This window comes from Streptomyces sp. NPDC050625, from assembly GCF_040654755.1.
GTDB lineage: Bacteria > Actinomycetota > Actinomycetes > Streptomycetales > Streptomycetaceae > Streptomyces.
Map to the genome: position 1 here is coordinate 170,879 of NZ_JBFAIQ010000013.1, position 15,490 is coordinate 186,368.

The window sequence follows — 15,490 nt, forward strand, 5'->3', positions numbered from 1 at the left end:
GGTGACATGGAGTCACTTTCCGCGTCCGTCCCGTTCCGTGGCGTAACCACCGGCGCGCTGGACCCGTTGGAGGGGGTATGGGCTTCACGATCGGCGGTATTCGCGAGATCCGCACCGGCGCGCGTCGGCGCGGCCGTTCGTCGGAGTGCACCGATGTCGCCGAGTTCACCGGGCTGTGGGGCTGGGACGTGGTGCCAGGGGCGCGGGCCGCCGCGGGCGCCTGTTCGTGCGGCCGGGCGGACTGCGGTGCGCCGGGCGCGCATCCGCTGGAGTTCGCGCCCCAGATCTCCGCCGGGGCCACGCTCGACGAAGTGACCAAGGCCTGGGGCGAGTTCCCGGGTGCTTCGGTGATGCTGCCGGTCGGGCGGGCGTTCGATGTCATCGAGGTCGCCGAGCCCGCCGGGCGCCGCGCCCTGGTCCGCCTCGAACGCATGGGCCTTCCCCTCGGCCCGGTGACCGCGACTCCGGACGGCCGCGCCCAGTTCCTCGTCGCCCCGGGCGCCACTGCCGAACTGCCCGCGCTGCTCTACCGCATGGGCTGGGACGACCCGTCCTCCCTCGACCTGCACGGCCTCGGCCCCGGTACGTACCTCACGGCGCCGCCCTCCGACCGGGGCGGACTCGGCCCGGTGCGCTGGCTGCGGCCGCCGGCACTGGACTCGGTGTCGAAGCCACCCGCCGCCCGACTGCTGCTGGGGACGCTGGCCTACGTGGCGCACCGGTCGCGGGCCTAGCCGTATTGACCTGAAGCGTCGTTCACGCAGACGGCGAAGCGCCCGTCCCAACTGGACCTTGGGGCGGGCGCTTCTCGACGGCGTAGCGAATACGGTGGGTGACTTCACTCCCCGATAAGGGCGTCAACGAACGCCTCCGGCTCGAACGGCGCCAGGTCGTCGGCCCCCTCGCCTAGACCGACCAGCTTGACCGGCACGCCCAGCTCGCGCTGGACCGCGACCACGATGCCGCCCTTGGCGGTGCCGTCCAGCTTGGTCAGCACGATGCCGGTGATGTCGACGACCTCGGCGAAGACACGGGCCTGGACGAGGCCGTTCTGACCGGTGGTGGCGTCGAGGACGAGCAGCACCTCGTCCAGCGGGGCGTGCTTCTCGACGACGCGCTTGACCTTGCCCAGCTCGTCCATGAGGCCGGTCTTGGTGTGCAGTCGGCCGGCGGTGTCGATGAGCACCACGTCGACGCCCATCTCCTTGCCCTCCTTCACCGCGTCGAAGGCGACGGAGGCCGGGTCGCCGGCCTCCGGCCCGCGCACGGTGTAGGCGCCGACCCGCTCGCCCCAGGTCTGCAGCTGGTCGGCGGCGGCGGCACGGAAGGTGTCGGCGGCGCCCAGCACGACGGTGCGCCCGTCGGCCACCAGGACCCGGGCGAGCTTGCCGGTGGTGGTGGTCTTGCCGGTGCCGTTGACGCCGACGACCATCACGATGCCGGGCTTGCGGTCCTCGGGCTCGGTCTTCACGGTGCGGTCGACATCCGTGCCGACCAGTTTGAGGAGCTCGTCGCGCAGCAGGCCGCGCAGCTCCGTGGGGGTACGGGTGCCGAGCACCTTGACGCGCTCCCGCAGGCCCTCGACCAGCTCCTGGGTGGGCTGGACGCCGACGTCGGCGGTGAGCAGCGTGTCCTCGATCTCCTCCCACGTCTCGTCGTCGAGGTGCTCGCGGGAGAGCAGGGTGAGCAGGCCCTTGCCGAGGGCGTTCTGCGAGCGGGAGAGCCGGGCGCGCAGCCGCACCAGGCGTCCCGCGGTGGGCTCCGGGATCTCGATCGCGGGAGCCTCGACGGCTTCGGCGGCAGGGGGTTCCTCGACGGCGACGGAGGCCGAGCCGTCCGGGAGGTCCACCTCCTCTATCGTCCGGCGCGGTTCTTCGCGCGGCGTCTCGGCCTCGTCGCCGACGTGCGGCTCGGCCGGAGGTGCGGTGATGTCGGGCGTGGCGGGGGGCGGCGGGGGCAGCTGCTTCTTGCGCCGGCTGCCGACGACGAGCCCGCCGAGCACCGCGAGCACCACCACGGCGATGACTACAGCAAGGATGACGGTTTCCATAACGCGTCCAGTATCCATCCCTCCCCCAGCACGGCCCTTGATCCGCCGGGAGGGTTTTTTCGTAGATTCCTCCAAGGCGGCCGGGGGCGCTCGATACCCACGCCGCCGCCATGGCTATCTGACGAACCGTCAGCTAACCTCCCCCCTCGCCGACACCCCACCCGGCGAAGGGGGACGTCCCATGCCCGTCACGGTCGTACGTTTCAATCTCGTCGAACCCGGCGCGACCCCCGCCTCCCTCGCCGCCCGCTACCGGGCCGCCCTGGAGATGGCCGCGTACGCCGACGAGCACGGCATCACCACCGTGCAGACGGAGGAGCACCACGGAGCCGCGAACAACTGGCTGCCGTCGCCGTTCGCCTTCGCGGGCGCGGTGTTCGGGGCGACCCGGCGGATCGCGGTGACCGTCTCGGCGATCATCGGCCCGCTGCACGACCCGCTGCGGCTGGCGGAGGAGATCGCCGTGCTCGATCTGCTGAGCGGCGGGCGGCTGGTCACCGTCGCCGGGATCGGGTACCGGCCCGAGGAGTACGCCCTGTTCGACGTGGACTGGAAGCGGCGCGGCAGGCTCCAGGACGAGCTGCTGGAGACCCTGCTGAAGGCCTGGACCGGCGAGGAGTTCGAGCACCGGGGCCGTACGGTACGGGTCACCCCGCGCCCGTACACCGATCCGCACCCCCTGCTGCTGGTCGGCGGCTCCTCGAAGGCCGCCGCCCGCAGGGCCGCCCGGCTCGGCCTGCCGTTCTTCCCCAGCGCGCATCTGCCGGAGCTGGAGGCGTACTACAAGGAGCGGCTCGTCGAGTACGGCACCGAGGGCTGGACCATGATGCCCGCCGCCGAGACCCCGCTCCTGCACATCGCCGAGGATCCGGACCGGACGTGGGCCGAGTACGGCCGGCACTTCCTGCACGAGGCCAGGACGTACGCCTCCTGGCAGTCCGGGGAGATCCGCTCGGCGGTGCGGTCGGCGGCCACGACGGTGGACGAACTGCGCGCCGAGGGCGTCTACCGGATCCTCACTCCGGAGCAGTGCGCGGCCCAGGGCCTGGACAGTCTCGTCCTGCATCCGCTGGCGGGCGGGATGCCGGTGGAGGAGGGGTGGCGGAGCCTGCGGCTGTTCACGGAACGGGTGGTTCCGGCGTTGGGCGGCTGACCCGCGGGAGTTCGTGCGCTCGTCTCGACGGGGTGGTGAGCCCCCGGGCATGACACCGCCGCCCCGGTCCGGGCAGTGGCCGGGCCGGGGCGGCGGCGGGGTACGAGGAGAGGGGCAGCGGGGACTTGGCCCTTCTCCTCGAGTCCGCGGGGCGGGTAGTCCGCGGGGCGGGTCAGCCCATCTCCTCCAGCGACTTGCCCTTCGTCTCCTTGACGAACTTCAGGACGAAGGGGATGGAGAGCGCCGCGAAGGCCGTGTAGATCACGTAGGTGACGGAGAGGTTCCAGTCGGCCAGGGACGGGAAGCTCGCGGTGATGGCCCAGTTGGCGATCCACTGCGCGGCGGCGGCCACGCCCAGGGCGGCGGCGCGGATCTTGTTCGGGAACATCTCGCCGAGCATGACCCAGACGACCACACCCCAGGACAGGGCGAAGAAGAGCACGAAGACATGAGCCGCGATCAGGGCGATCCAGCCCTGGGCGGCCGGCAGCCTGCCGTCGACGAGGTGGTACGAGAACGCCCAGGCCTCGAACGCGAGGCCGACGGCCATGCCGATCGAACCGATGAGGGCGAGCGGCTTGCGGCCGACGCGGTCCACGAAGATCATCGCGATCACGGTGCCGACGATGTTGATGATCGACGTCGTGAAGGAGTAGAAGAACGAGTCCCTCGGGTCGACGCCGACCGACTGCCACAGCGTCGAGGAGTAGTAGAACGCGACGTTGATGCCGACGAACTGCTGGAAGACCGACAGGCCGATGCCGACCCAGACGACCGGCTTGAAGAAGAAGCCGCCGCCGAGCAGGTCCTTGAAGGTGGACCTGTGCTCGCTGTTCATGGCCTGCTCGATCTCGGCGACCCGGGCGTCGAGGTCACGGCCCTGACCTTCTACCTCGGCGAGGATCTCGCGGGCGCGCTCGCGCTTGCCGACGGAGATCAGGAAGCGGGGGGACTCGGGGATCGCGAAGGAGAGCAGGCCGTAGAGAACGGCCGGTACGACCATCACGCCGAGCATGACCTGCCAGGCCTCCAGGCCCATCAGCCGGCCACGCTGGTTGCCGTCGGCGGCGTTGAGCAGACCCCAGTTGACCAGCTGGGAGATGGCGATGCCGATGACGATCGCGGCCTGCTGGAAGGAGCCGAGGCGGCCGCGGTAGGCCGGCGGGGCGACCTCGGCTATGTAGGCGGGGCCGATGACCGAGGCCATGCCGATGGCGAAGCCGCCGACGACGCGCCAGAGGGCGAAGTCCCACAGCGAGAAGGGCAGCGCCGAGCCGACGGCGCTGACGGTGAACAGCAGGGCGGCGATCTGCATGACGCGGATGCGGCCGATCCGGTCGGCCATGCGGCCTGCCGTCGCGGCGCCGATGGCACAGCCGATCAGGGCGATGGCGATGACCTGGGCCAGCGCCGCGGAGCCGATGTCATAGCGGTCCCGGATGGCCTCGACCGCGCCGTTGATCACGGAGCTGTCGTAACCGAAGAGGAAACCGCCCATCGCTGCCGCCGCCGCGATGAAGATGACGTGCCCGAGATGTTCGGGTTGAGCCGTCCCGGCTCCTGACGTGGGTGCCTGCGCTGTGCTGGTCACGAAAAACTCCTGGGGCACCCGGCAACGCTGCCGGGGTGGGGGTGAGCCCTTCAACCTGAAGGTAAAAGCAACGCTGGAGAGACTATGCCTTCAAGTATCGAAGTCAATAGGCCTAGTGATGTGACTTTAGAACGCACACTATGACAGGTTGAGTTCAAGAAGTGAAGAAATCAAGAAGTGCAGGTCGCGGTAGGTGTAGAACGCACCGGTCTAGCGCAGACGCTGCGAGATGACCTTCGACACACCGTCACCCTGCATGGAGACGCCGTAGAGCGCGTCGGCGACCTCCATGGTCCGCTTCTGGTGCGTGATCACGATCAGCTGCGAGGACTCCTGCAGCTCCTGCATGATGCGGATCAGCCGCTGCAGGTTGGTGTCGTCGAGCGCGGCCTCGACCTCGTCCATGACATAGAACGGGCTGGGCCGGGCCTTGAAGATCGACACCAGCATCGCGACGGCCGTGAGCGACCTCTCTCCGCCGGAGAGCAGGGAGAGCCGCTTGACCTTCTTGCCCGGCGGCCGGGCCTCGACATCGACGCCGGTGGTGAGCATGTTGTCGGGGTCGGTCAGCACCAGCCGCCCCTCACCGCCCGGGAACAGCCGGCTGAAGACGCCCTCGAACTCCCGGGCCGTGTCCCGGTAGGCCTCGGTGAAGACCTGCTCGACGCGCTCGTCGACCTCCTTCACCACCTGAAGCAGGTCGGCGCGGGTCTTCTTCAGGTCCTCCAGCTGCTCGCTGAGGAACTTGTGCCGCTCCTCCAGGGCCGCGAACTCCTCCAGGGCGAGCGGGTTCACCTTGCCCAGCTGCTGGTACGCCCGTTCGGCCGCCTTCAGCCGCTTCTCCTGCTCGGCCCGGGCGAAGGGCCTCGGCCGGTTGCGCGGGTGCTCCGGGTCCTCGGGGAGCACCTCGCCCTCGGCGGGCAGGGAGGGCGGTACGAGCTGATGCGGGCCGTACTCGGAGACGAGCCCGGCCGGCTCCACGCCCAGCTCCTCCAGCGCCTTGGTCTCCAGTTGCTCTATCCGCAGCCGCTTCTCGGCGCCGAGCACCTCGCCGCGGTGCACCGAGTCCGTCAGCTTGTCGAGCTCTGCCTTGAGATCGCGTCCGGTGCCGCGGGCGGCGGTCAGTTCCTGCTCCCGGCGGGCCTTGGCGGCCTCGGCCGCGGCCCGCTCCCGCTCGGCCCGGCCCAGCGACACCTCGACGTGCGCGAGCAGTTGCCGCGCACCGGAGGCGACCGCCTCCGCGACGGCGGCCTCGTGGCGCAGCCGCGCCCGCCGCTGCTCGGCACGCGCGCGTGCCTCGCGTTCGGCGCGGGCGCCCCGGTCGAGCGCGTCGGCCCGTCCGGCCAGCCCCTTGACCCGCTCCTCGTGCGTACGCACCTGGAGCCGGGCCTCCATCTCGGTCTGCCGGGCGTTGGCACCGTCGGCGGCGAGCCGGTCGCGTGCCGAGGTGTCCGGCTCCTCCTCGATCGGCATCTCCTCGGCGACCGCGAGCCGTTCGGCGAGCTCCTCGGCATCCTGTACGGCCTTGTCGAGCGCTTCCTGAGCGCGTGCCGCCGCCGCGGTGGACCGCTCGGCCTCACCCGCGGCACCGCGCGCCTGCCCGGCGAGCCGTCCCAGCTGCTGGGCGACGGCCGACTTCTCCCGGTCGGCCGACCGCCGCCGCTCCCCCAGCTCCTCGACCAGCGCGGCACACTCCCCGCGCCGCTCGGCGGCCCGGCCCTGCGCCTCGGACAACTCCTCGCAGCGCACGGCCAGCTCGGCCAGCTCGGCCGCGGCCTCGTCCACGGACGCCTGCACCTCGATCAGACTGGGCGCCCCCGCGGATCCGCCGTGCGCGAAGTGCGCCCCCAACAGGTCGCCTTCAGCGGTGACGGCAGTGAGGTCGGGGTGGGCGTAGACGAGATCCTCGGCGTCCTCAAGGGTGCCGACGACGACGATCCCGCGCAGCAGGCGGCGTACGGCAGGCATCAGTTCGGCGGGACCACGGACGAGGTCGGCGGCAAAGGGGTGCCCGCCGGATCGGAGACCGCCCGCCGCACCCGTACCGAAACGCCCGTCCCCGGCACCCACAGCTACCGGGGAAGCCGACCCGCCCGCCGCGCCGCCCATGGCGCCCGGATCGACCCCGCTCACACGCGACTCGCCGGAGCCGGGGGCTACCGGGGCCCCAGCAGCACGCGCGCCGTCCGGTGAACCCGCCCCACTCGCCGCACCCGTACCGAAACGACCCGCCCCATCGCCCGCAACGGCCCGGGAAGCCGACCCGCCCGCCGCGCCGGCCATGGTGCCCGGATCGAACCCGCTCACGCGCGACTCGCTGGAGCCGGAGCCGACGTCCGCGTCCCCGGTGCCGGTGGCCGACCGCGGCTTCTCCGGAGCGTGGGTACCCGCCCCGGACCCGTGTACGCGCAGCCCGTCGGGGGCCTCCGCGGGAGTGGGCCCGTCCGTCCTGACGGTCGGCGTCGGGGCCTCCGGTGCCCCCGCCAGCAGGAGGGACGCTCGGCCGGCGTCCTGTTTGCGCAGGAGTCTGATTGCCTCGGCCGCCGATGCCGGGGTCGTCACCGCGATCGCGTCCGCCGCCGCGCCGAAGGCGGCGGCCAGGGCGACCTCGTGGCCCGGGGTCACCGTCAGCAGCTCGGCCGCCGGGCCGAGCAGGCCGCCGAGCCGGTCCTTGGCGCCGAGCAGCACGCCGGTGCCGTCCTTGCGCCGCAGGCCCAGGGCCAGCGCCTCGTGGCGGGCCTGGGTCGCGGCGCGCCGGCGCTCCGCCGCGGTGGCGGCCTCGCGGGCGGCGGTGAGGGTGGACTCGGCCTCCGCGAGCTGCCGCTTGGCCGCGTCGTGCCGCTCGCCGAGTTCGGCGTCGCCCGCGTCGAGGCCGTCGACCTCGGCCTTCAGTGCCTCGTACTCCTCCTGCGCGGCGACCGCCCGCTCCTGGGCCTCGTCCCGCGCCGCGGCCAGCCGGTCGATCTCGGACTGGGCCGCCGCGGCACGCGAACGGGCCGCGTTGACCTGCCCGTTCAGCCGGGCCAGGCCCTCACGGCGGTCGGCGATGGCACGGGCGACATCCTTGAGGCGCCGTTCCTCCAGGGCCAGTTCGCGTTCCAGTTCGGCGCGATGGGCGACGGTGTCGTCGAGCGCGCGCTGGGCCGCTTCCAGGGCGGCCTCCAGCTCGGCCTCCTGCTCACGGATGCGGGCGGCCTCGCGCTCCATGTCCTCGGGGTCACGGCCGCGCCGCTCCTCGGCGGGCACGGACGTGGCGCTCTTCACCCGGGCGTCGGCCAGCGAGATCGTGCCGCGGACGCGCTCGGCGAGCTGGGAGAGGTCGTACCAGGTCTGCTGGGCGCGCTGCAGGCGCGGCGTGAGCTGCCGTACCTCGTCCTCCAGGAGCGCCTCGCGCTGGAGCGCCCTCTTCAGCTCCTGCTCGGCGGTCTCCTTGCGCTCCTTGAGCGCGGCCTCGTCGGCGATCTCGCTCTTCAGGGCTTCCCGGAGCCGTACGAGATCGTCGGCGAGCAGGCGCAGCCGGGCGTCGCGCAGGTCGGCCTGGATGACGGCGGCCCGCCGGGCGACCGCGGCCTGCCGCCCCAGCGGCTTGAGCTGCCGGCGCAGCTCGTCCGTCAGGTCCTGCACGCGCGCGAGGTTGGCCTGCATCGCGTCCAGCTTCCGCAGCGCCTTCTCCTTGCGCTTGCGGTGCTTGAGGACGCCGGCCGCCTCCTCGATGAAGGCACGGCGGCCCATGGGGTCGGCGTGCAGGACGGAGTCGAGCTGGCCCTGGCCGACGATGACGTGCATCTCGCGGCCGATGCCGGAGTCGGAGAGGAGTTCCTGGATGTCGAGGAGGCGACAGGTGTCACCGTTGATCTGGTACTCGCTGCCGCCGTTGCGGAACATGATCCGCGTGATGGTGACCTCGGCGTACTCGATCGGGAGCGCCCCGTCGGAGTTGTCGATGGTCAGCGACACCTCGGCACGGCCCAGCGGGGGACGCCCGGTGGTGCCGGCGAAGATGACGTCCTCCATCTTGCCGCCGCGCAGCGACTTGGCGCCCTGTTCGCCCATGACCCAGCTGAGCGCGTCCACGACATTGGACTTGCCCGAGCCGTTCGGCCCCACGACACACGTGATCCCCGGCTCGAACCGGAGCGTGGTCGCCGAGGCGAACGACTTGAACCCGCGGAGGGTCAGGGCCTTGAGGTGCACGCCGCTGGACTCTACCTTCCGCCGGTATCTCACTCCATGAACCCTGGCAACCCCGCGGTTTCGCCCATGAACATGCAGGGCACATCAGACGTTAAAGAGAGTGAAAGGATGCGCGGGGTAGGTAAAGACAGAGACGGGGGCAAGAAAGAAGGGACGCCGAAGCGTCCCTTGCAACTCTGACAACTTAGCGGTTGTTACGGGCAGCCCAACCACTGCGTGTGCTGTCGTGGAGCGATGCAGCGATCAGGTGAGCGCAGGCTCCGCCTGGTGTGCGTCGATGCTCTCCATGATCCTGTCGTGAGAAGCGGCAGCCGTCAGCGCGTCGTTCTCAGCCTGGATTCGTACGAGCTCCGATTCCAGGTCCTGTACGCGCTGCTGGAGCCGTCGCATCTCGGCGAGGAGTCGAGGGTCGGAGCCGCCGACGTAACCGAGAAGCGCCTTTGCCATGATGGATGGTCCTCCACACTGAGTGACCGACCGAAGCGGTGTGGGTCGTGAGGGATTCGCACCCGCGGTGCTTGACACACTCGAGTGTTGCTCTGCCATTGCTACATGCCAAACAGCTAAGGTGCGCGGGGCTTTCAGCGTCTCACCAAAAAGTTTGACGGTCAACACGATCACGCCCCGTATTGGCGGGCAACCCGGGCGTGCGCGGCCGGGAAGCGGCGGCGCTGCGAGTCCTGCGGGGCCCTCGGGGCGTAGCGGTGATCCGTATCTGCGGAGCCTGCCACGGCGAGCGGTTCTTGGCAACCACCAGGTGGTTTCTGCCGTGGGCACCTGCCAGTGGCATGCCCCTCCGCGTCGACCTGCGGGGCTTTGCGGAACGGGGTCAGCGGATGGCGAAGCCGTCGTAGCCGCCGCGGGGTGTGTCCCAGATCTCGGTGACACCCTCCACCCGTCCGGGCGTGTCGTTGCCCTGGAGCCAGTCGAGGAGGCCCTCGCATCCCTCGCGCGAGCCCTCGGCGACCACCTGGACCCGTCCATCGCCCAGATTGAGAGCAAAGCCACTCAGGCCGCCGATCTCCAGCGCCTTGGCCCGCGTGAACCAGCGGAAACCCACACCTTGGACGCGTCCACGCACCCACGCGACCAGTCGCACATCCTCACTCATGGCTGCAACCTAACCAACCAATGTCACTCGCAGCACTTCTCCCTCAGGCGCCATGCGGTACCGTCCCGACCCAATGAATCTCATATGAAACTCGCTCGATCGAGTGAGTTTGGTTGACCCACAAGATCGTATGGGTGCGGTTGACCGCGAGACGAGGAAGGCAAGGACATGGGACGCCACCGACGCTCCGCCGCCGGCCGCGCCGCCACGAGCCGCGCCACGGGGGTCACACAGACGCACGGCTCGTACTCGGGGAGCCACGACCCGCAGGACTCGTACGCGGGCGATCACGCCACCATGGGCATCGCTCCGTATCTGAACCCGGAGGCGTACGCCGACGCCAACGCGAGAAGCTCGGCGTATCTGTACGCGACGGAAGACGGATACGGGCCGGTCACGGAGACGGCCGTCTTCCCCGCGGACGGGTTCAGCCCGGCGGGTGCCCCCCGGGAGCGCGGGCACCGACGCAAGAAGAAGGCCGCCACGCCCGTGCGCACGGGTCTGCTCGGGGTCTCCGCCGCCGTCGCCCTCGGCACGGTCGCGGTGGCCACGGGCGCGGTGCCCGGCCTAGACAACTACCGGCTCGGCGGCACCACCAGCACCTCCGGCAGCGACAAGGTGCAGGCCGCGGGCTCGCCCAGCAACACGGCCGCCGAGCAGGGCGGCACCTCCGGCAGCGCCGACAACGGCCGTGGCGGCGGTTCCGCCGGCACCTCGACCAGCCACGGCGCGGACCGCTCGGCCTCGCCGACGCCGTCCGCCTCGGCGTCCTCCGCGCCCGCGCCGACGAAGCCTCCGGCCGCGGACCCGACGGCCACCACGCCGTCGAAGAAGCCGAAGGGCAAGCCGCAGAACAAGGCCCCGAAGGCCCCGCCGAAGAAATCGTCGCCGGTCACGATCTCCGCCCCGGCCGCCGCGGAGGCACAGGTGCTGAAGCTCGTCAACCAGGAGCGGGCGAAGGTGGGCTGCAGCCCGGTGGCCGCGAACAGCTCGCTGTCCAAGCTGGCCGAGGCCTTCAGCGACGACATGGCCCTGCGGGGCTTCTTCGACCACACGGACCCGGACGGGGCGACCCCGTGGGACCGCGCCGCCCAGGCCGGCATCATCGGCCTCGGCGGCGAGAACATAGCCCGGGGCCAGAGCGACCCGGCCGCGGTCATGGAGGCCTGGATGAACAGCCCGGGGCACCGGGCCAACATACTGAACTGCGACTTCAAGACCCTGGGCGTAGGTGTGCACCTCGGCGCCGGCGGTCCCTGGTGGACGCAGGACTTCGGGTACTGAGATAACCGCAGGTCAGGGACCTAGGAACCTTCCTGGTCCGGCACGACGTCCTGGCGGAACTTTTCCGGATAAGGCTTGGGCACAGCGACATCCTTTCCACCCGCCCTGCAAGGCAGGCGAGTTCAGATGTCACCCGATCGTGCAGCAGACCCGAGTTCGTGGCGGTCGTAGGCCGCTTCAGTCACCCGTAGCGGCCATTGGATGGATGTTACGACCGTCGCCGGTACGACCGCCTCGCGGCAGGAGATCGTTCGTGGTGGAGCGCGCACACGCCGCTCTTCCACCTCACACCTTCTATTCAAGGAGGCGTACATGCGAATGCGGCGTACTTTCACCGCGCTCGCGACGATGCTGGCCCTCGGGGTCGGCATCCCGGCAGCCGTCGCCGACAGCCCACACTTTGTCGGCAATCTAGGGTGCGACACCGACAACAAGAACACCGTCGGTCTGATTTGCAGCGGCAAGGTGGCCGGACTGGGCAGCACCACCACCTTTGTCTTCCTGACGGCGGACCAAGTGACGGCCACCTTCGAGTGCGTCAACAGGGGTGGCAACGTCGCGCCTGGTCAGCCCGTCGTCGAGGAAGACGTGATTGGCCCGGTCAGCACGTTCCCCAACCCTCGCAACGGCCAGATCACCTTCAGCGTGACGATCCCTCCGCCGCCCCCTCCGAGCCCGCGCCAAGCATGCCCCAATGGCAACTGGACGGTGCGCCAGACCGGGCTGAACTTCGTGAACGTCGTGCTGCACGTCCAGCAGCCCCCGGGGACGCCGCCGGATGCGAATGAAGTCCTGACGCACCAGTTCGGCAACCTTGACCCGTGACCTGTCCTTCAAGGCAACCGCCGCAGAGAGCCGCACTCGGCTCTCTGCGGCTACCGCCGCGGCTGGGCATCGTCTTGAGCCACTCCCCGTTGCGGCCGCAGATCAGAGACCCGGCCCTTCACTTCTTCGGGTGCTGGGCCCGGCGCACCCGGTGACGGTGAAGGCGGTCCTCAGGCGGCCGTCGCGCGTCCCTGGAGGAACACCTTCGCCGTCTCGGCGACCCGGCGACCCAGGTGCTCGGCCGTCGCCACGTCCGCCTTGTGCACGGCCTCCGGGCCCTCGTCCACGTTGGTCTGCGCGGCCGCGCCGGCGAAGACGCCGAGGCGGTTGAGGTCGTGCTCGGAGCCCGCGCTGTTGTTCCAGCCCGGGTGCAGGCCGAGGTTGACCCAGTTCATGCCGTGCTGGGCGGCGAGGATCTGGAAGAACTGCAGGGTGTGCAGCTTGTCGCCGCTCTTGGAGCCGGAGTTGGTGAAGCCGGCGCCGAGCTTGTCCTTCCAGTCCTGTCCGAACCAGCGCTTCGAGGACGCCTCCGCGAACACGTGGAAGGCGCCGGACGCCGTGCCCATGTAGGTCGGTGAACCGAAGACGATCGCGTCGGAGGCGTCGAGAGCCGCCCACTGCTCGTCGGTGATCTCGTCGACCTTGATCAGATGCACCTCGGCTCCGGCCTCGGCCGCTCCGGCTCGGACTGCTTCGGCGAGGACGGCGGTGTGGCCGTAGCCGGAGTGGTAGGCGATGGAGACAACGGGGGTGGTCATGATGAGTACTCCTCGAATGGGCAGCTCAGAATGGGCAGCTCAACTGCAATGACCAAAGGAAAGCACTAACCAAGAGTTAGCGCAACCTGCCGGTTCGCGCTGCGTTCGAGTACGCTTGGGACATGAACAGCACCGAGGAGCGCACGGCGGAGCAGGACCTCGCCTACAACGTGTTCGCCAAGGCCTGCCCGTCGCGGGGCACGCTGGAGCACGTCACGGGCCGCTGGGGCGGGCTCACGCTCGGCGCGCTGCACGAGGGCTCGTTGCGCTTCAACGAGCTGCGCCGCCGTATCGACGGCGTGAGCGAGAAGATGCTGTCCCAGACCCTGCACGCGCTGGAGCGCGACGGCCTGGTGCGCCGCGAGGCACAGCCGACGAACCCACCACGCGTGGACTACGAACTGACCCCCCTGGGCCATCAGATCGCCGAACGGCTGCTGAGCCTCATCCACTTCGTGGAGGGCTCCATGGACGACGTGCTCCGGGCCCGCCAGGAGTACGACTCCCGGCAGCCGTAGGCAGCCTCGTGCGTCAGGCGGTCCGCACGCGCGGAGGCCGCTGGCACTTCGGGCAGAAGTAGCTGGAGCGGTTCATCCAGGGGCGGCGGCGCATCGGTGTGCCGCATCTCCTGCACGGCAGGCCCTCGCGCCCGTACGCGTCCAGCGAGCGGTCGAAGTAGCCCGACTCGCCGTTGACGTTGACGTACAGGCTGTCGAAGCTGGTGCCGCCGACGGACAGGGCCGCGTTCATCACGTCCCGCACATGGCCGAGGAGTTCGGCCGTGCGCGGGCGGGTGAAGCTCGCGGTCGGGCGCTCGTAGTGGACCCGGGCCCGCCACAGGGCCTCGTCCGCGTAGATGTTGCCGACTCCGCTGATCAACGACTGGTCCAGCAGGGCCCGCTTGATGGTGGTCCGCTTGCGGCGCAGGGCCTGGTGGAAGGCCTCGTCGTCGAACAGCGGATCGAGGGGGTCACGGGCGATGTGCGCGATGACCGAGGGCAGTCCCTCGGGGGTGTTGTCGTGCAACGACAGCCCGCCGAAGGTGCGTTGGTCGACGAAGCGCAGCTCCGTGTCCACCTCGTCCGCGAAGCGGATACGGATGCGCAGATGCTTCTCGTCCGCCGCCTCGTGCGGCTGGACCAGCAGCTGCCCGCTCATGCCGAGGTGGGCGAGGACGGACTGGTCCGTGTCCTCCAGGGGCAGCCACAGGTACTTGCCACGCCGGCTGGGGACGCCGATGCGATGGCCCTTGAGACGGTGCGCGAAGTCGTCGGCACCGGCCACATGACGGCGTACGGCGCGCGGGTGGAGCACCTCGGCGTCGGCGACGGTGCGATGGGCGACCCACCGCTCCAGGCCACGCCGTACGACCTCGACCTCGGGCAACTCGGGCATCGTGACCCCCGTAACGGACCGTATATGAGCCGAGCGCCCGCCCCCGGGGCGGGAGCGGGCGCTCGGGTTGCGCTGCTGCGTTCGTCAGGCGGAGGCGGAGGGCGGGACGGCGTCGCCGCCGGCGGCCTCCGTGGCCGCGTCGAGGGCCTGCTTGGCCTCCTCGGCCGCCTTGGCCCGCTCGTCCGCCGCGGCCCGGATGGACCTCCAGGCGGACTCGGCGGCCTGCTGCTCCGCCTCCTTCTTGCTGCGGCCGGTGCCGGTGCCGTACGAGACGCCTCCGACGCGGGCGGCAGCAGTGAAGGTCTTCTCGTGGTCGGGGCCGGTCTCCGTGACCAGGTACTCGGGCACGCCGAGCCCCTCGGTCGCGGTGAGCTCCTGGAGGCTGGTCTTCCAGTCCAGTCCGGCTCCGAGGTTGGAGGACTTCTCGATCAGCGGGTCGAAGAGCCGGTGCACCAGCTCCGACGCCGAGTCGAGGCCCTGGTCGAGATAGACCGCGCCGATCACCGCTTCCAGGGTGTCGGCCAGGATGGACGCCTTGTCCCGGCCGCCCGTGCCCTCTTCACCACGGCCGAGCCGGATGAAGGAGCCCAGGTCGAGACCTCGGCCCACCTCCGCGAGCGCACGCGAGTTCACCACCGCGGCCCGGAGCTTGGCCAGCTGGCCCTCGGGCAGGTCGGGGTGGGTGCGGTACAGCGTGTCCGTGACGACGAGGCCGAGCACGGAGTCCCCGAGGAACTCCAGCCGCTCGTTCGTCGGCAGACCGCCGTTCTCGTACGCGTACGAGCGGTGGGTCAGTGCACGCACCAGAAGGGCGGACTCGACCTTGTAGCCGAGCCGCCCTTCCAGAAGCGTGTGGGACGAGGCCGTGCTGTCCGTCTTCTTCTTGGCGGATGGGTCCGCCTTGGCGTCATCCGCCTTCTTGGGACTGGACACTGTGCCTCTCACCTGGCCACTCAGACTTCGAGGACCTGGCGCTTGTTGTAGGTGCCGCAAGACGGGCACGCGATGTGCTGCTGCTTGGGCTCGTGGCAGCGCTCGCACGCAACCAGGGTGGGGACCGCAGCCTTCCACTGCGACCGGCGGTGGCGCGTGTTGCTGCGCGACATCTTCCGCTTCGGAACAGCCACGG

Annotated in this window: 14 protein-coding genes; 5 read left to right on the forward strand and 9 right to left on the reverse strand. The window is 70.5% G+C overall.

Features of this window, described 5'->3' with window-relative positions:
• Nucleotides 1-77: 77 nt before the first annotated feature.
• On the forward strand, nucleotides 78-734 hold the full coding sequence (locus tag AB0I54_RS27025) for a bifunctional DNA primase/polymerase (RefSeq protein WP_363298748.1): 657 nt from the start codon (nucleotides 78-80) through the stop codon (nucleotides 732-734).
• Nucleotides 735-838: 104 nt separating this feature from the next.
• Here AB0I54_RS27025 and ftsY read toward each other — a convergent pair whose 3' ends face one another.
• Nucleotides 839-2,050: a signal recognition particle-docking protein FtsY gene (gene ftsY, locus AB0I54_RS27030; protein WP_363298749.1), complete on the reverse strand. Its 1,212-nt coding sequence runs from the start codon at nucleotides 2,048-2,050 to the stop codon at nucleotides 839-841.
• A 181-nt stretch (nucleotides 2,051-2,231) separates the two neighbouring features.
• On the opposite strand from ftsY, the gene AB0I54_RS27035 reads away from it, so the two are divergent.
• The gene (locus tag AB0I54_RS27035) at nucleotides 2,232-3,203 is read left to right on the forward strand and encodes an LLM class flavin-dependent oxidoreductase (protein ID WP_363298750.1); all 972 of its coding nucleotides are present in this window, start codon (nucleotides 2,232-2,234) and stop codon (nucleotides 3,201-3,203) included.
• Nucleotides 3,204-3,375: 172 nt separating this feature from the next.
• On the opposite strand, the gene AB0I54_RS27040 is transcribed toward AB0I54_RS27035, so the two are convergent.
• The 4 genes from AB0I54_RS27040 to AB0I54_RS27055 all read right to left on the reverse strand — a co-directional run bounded on the left by AB0I54_RS27040 (nucleotide 3,376) and on the right by AB0I54_RS27055 (nucleotide 10,099).
• Nucleotides 3,376-4,794, reverse strand: coding sequence for a sugar porter family MFS transporter (locus AB0I54_RS27040; RefSeq protein WP_363298751.1), 1,419 nt, complete (start codon nucleotides 4,792-4,794; stop codon nucleotides 3,376-3,378).
• Nucleotides 4,795-5,004: 210 nt separating this feature from the next.
• Entirely contained in the window at nucleotides 5,005-8,988 is a 3,984-nt protein-coding gene (locus AB0I54_RS27045) for an AAA family ATPase (RefSeq protein ID WP_363298752.1), read from the reverse strand.
• Nucleotides 8,989-9,231: 243 nt separating this feature from the next.
• Nucleotides 9,232-9,435, reverse strand: coding sequence for a hypothetical protein (locus tag AB0I54_RS27050; protein WP_058922942.1), 204 nt, complete (start codon nucleotides 9,433-9,435; stop codon nucleotides 9,232-9,234).
• Nucleotides 9,436-9,817: 382 nt separating this feature from the next.
• Nucleotides 9,818-10,099, reverse strand: coding sequence for an acylphosphatase (locus tag AB0I54_RS27055; protein WP_363298753.1), 282 nt, complete (start codon nucleotides 10,097-10,099; stop codon nucleotides 9,818-9,820).
• A 168-nt stretch (nucleotides 10,100-10,267) separates the two neighbouring features.
• On the opposite strand from AB0I54_RS27055, the gene AB0I54_RS27060 reads away from it, so the two are divergent.
• Nucleotides 10,268-11,383, forward strand: coding sequence for a CAP domain-containing protein (locus AB0I54_RS27060; protein ID WP_363298754.1), 1,116 nt, complete (start codon nucleotides 10,268-10,270; stop codon nucleotides 11,381-11,383).
• Between the two features lie 312 nt (nucleotides 11,384-11,695).
• Nucleotides 11,696-12,208, forward strand: coding sequence for a hypothetical protein (locus tag AB0I54_RS27065; protein ID WP_363298755.1), 513 nt, complete (start codon nucleotides 11,696-11,698; stop codon nucleotides 12,206-12,208).
• A 170-nt stretch (nucleotides 12,209-12,378) separates the two neighbouring features.
• Here AB0I54_RS27065 and AB0I54_RS27070 read toward each other — a convergent pair whose 3' ends face one another.
• Complete coding sequence (locus AB0I54_RS27070) at nucleotides 12,379-12,966, reverse strand: flavodoxin family protein (RefSeq protein WP_363298756.1); 588 nt, start codon at nucleotides 12,964-12,966, stop codon at nucleotides 12,379-12,381.
• Between the two features lie 122 nt (nucleotides 12,967-13,088).
• Between AB0I54_RS27070 and AB0I54_RS27075 the strand changes: the two genes are divergently transcribed.
• Nucleotides 13,089-13,484, forward strand: coding sequence for a helix-turn-helix domain-containing protein (locus AB0I54_RS27075; protein WP_363298757.1), 396 nt, complete (start codon nucleotides 13,089-13,091; stop codon nucleotides 13,482-13,484).
• A gap of 13 nt (nucleotides 13,485-13,497) precedes the next feature.
• Here the strand turns inward: AB0I54_RS27075 and mutM are convergent, their stop codons facing one another.
• The 3 genes from mutM to rpmF form a co-directional block, all read right to left on the reverse strand.
• Nucleotides 13,498-14,361 (reverse strand): bifunctional DNA-formamidopyrimidine glycosylase/DNA-(apurinic or apyrimidinic site) lyase, encoded by an 864-nt coding sequence (gene mutM / locus AB0I54_RS27080; RefSeq protein WP_363298758.1) that lies wholly within the window; start codon nucleotides 14,359-14,361, stop codon nucleotides 13,498-13,500.
• Between the two features lie 84 nt (nucleotides 14,362-14,445).
• Nucleotides 14,446-15,306, reverse strand: coding sequence for a ribonuclease III (rnc, locus tag AB0I54_RS27085; protein ID WP_363298759.1), 861 nt, complete (start codon nucleotides 15,304-15,306; stop codon nucleotides 14,446-14,448).
• 8 nt (nucleotides 15,307-15,314) lie between these two features.
• On the reverse strand, nucleotides 15,315-15,488 hold the full coding sequence (rpmF, locus tag AB0I54_RS27090) for a 50S ribosomal protein L32 (protein WP_003951102.1): 174 nt from the start codon (nucleotides 15,486-15,488) through the stop codon (nucleotides 15,315-15,317).
• Nucleotides 15,489-15,490: the final 2 nt, after the last annotated feature.

Coding starts and splice junctions, on each gene's coding strand:
- AB0I54_RS27050 (WP_058922942.1), bottom strand. CDS start 9,435: ATGGCAAAGGCGCTTCTCGGTTACGTCGGCGGCTCCGACCCTCGACTC.
- AB0I54_RS27060 (WP_363298754.1), top strand. CDS start 10,268: ATGGGACGCCACCGACGCTCCGCCGCCGGCCGCGCCGCCACGAGCCGC.
- AB0I54_RS27075 (WP_363298757.1), top strand. CDS start 13,089: ATGAACAGCACCGAGGAGCGCACGGCGGAGCAGGACCTCGCCTACAAC.
- mutM (WP_363298758.1), bottom strand. CDS start 14,361: ATGCCCGAGTTGCCCGAGGTCGAGGTCGTACGGCGTGGCCTGGAGCGG.
- ftsY (WP_363298749.1), bottom strand. CDS start 2,050: ATGGAAACCGTCATCCTTGCTGTAGTCATCGCCGTGGTGGTGCTCGCG.
- AB0I54_RS27035 (WP_363298750.1), top strand. CDS start 2,232: ATGCCCGTCACGGTCGTACGTTTCAATCTCGTCGAACCCGGCGCGACC.
- AB0I54_RS27055 (WP_363298753.1), bottom strand. CDS start 10,099: ATGAGTGAGGATGTGCGACTGGTCGCGTGGGTGCGTGGACGCGTCCAA.
- AB0I54_RS27065 (WP_363298755.1), top strand. CDS start 11,696: ATGCGAATGCGGCGTACTTTCACCGCGCTCGCGACGATGCTGGCCCTC.
- AB0I54_RS27070 (WP_363298756.1), bottom strand. CDS start 12,966: ATGACCACCCCCGTTGTCTCCATCGCCTACCACTCCGGCTACGGCCAC.
- AB0I54_RS27025 (WP_363298748.1), top strand. CDS start 78: ATGGGCTTCACGATCGGCGGTATTCGCGAGATCCGCACCGGCGCGCGT.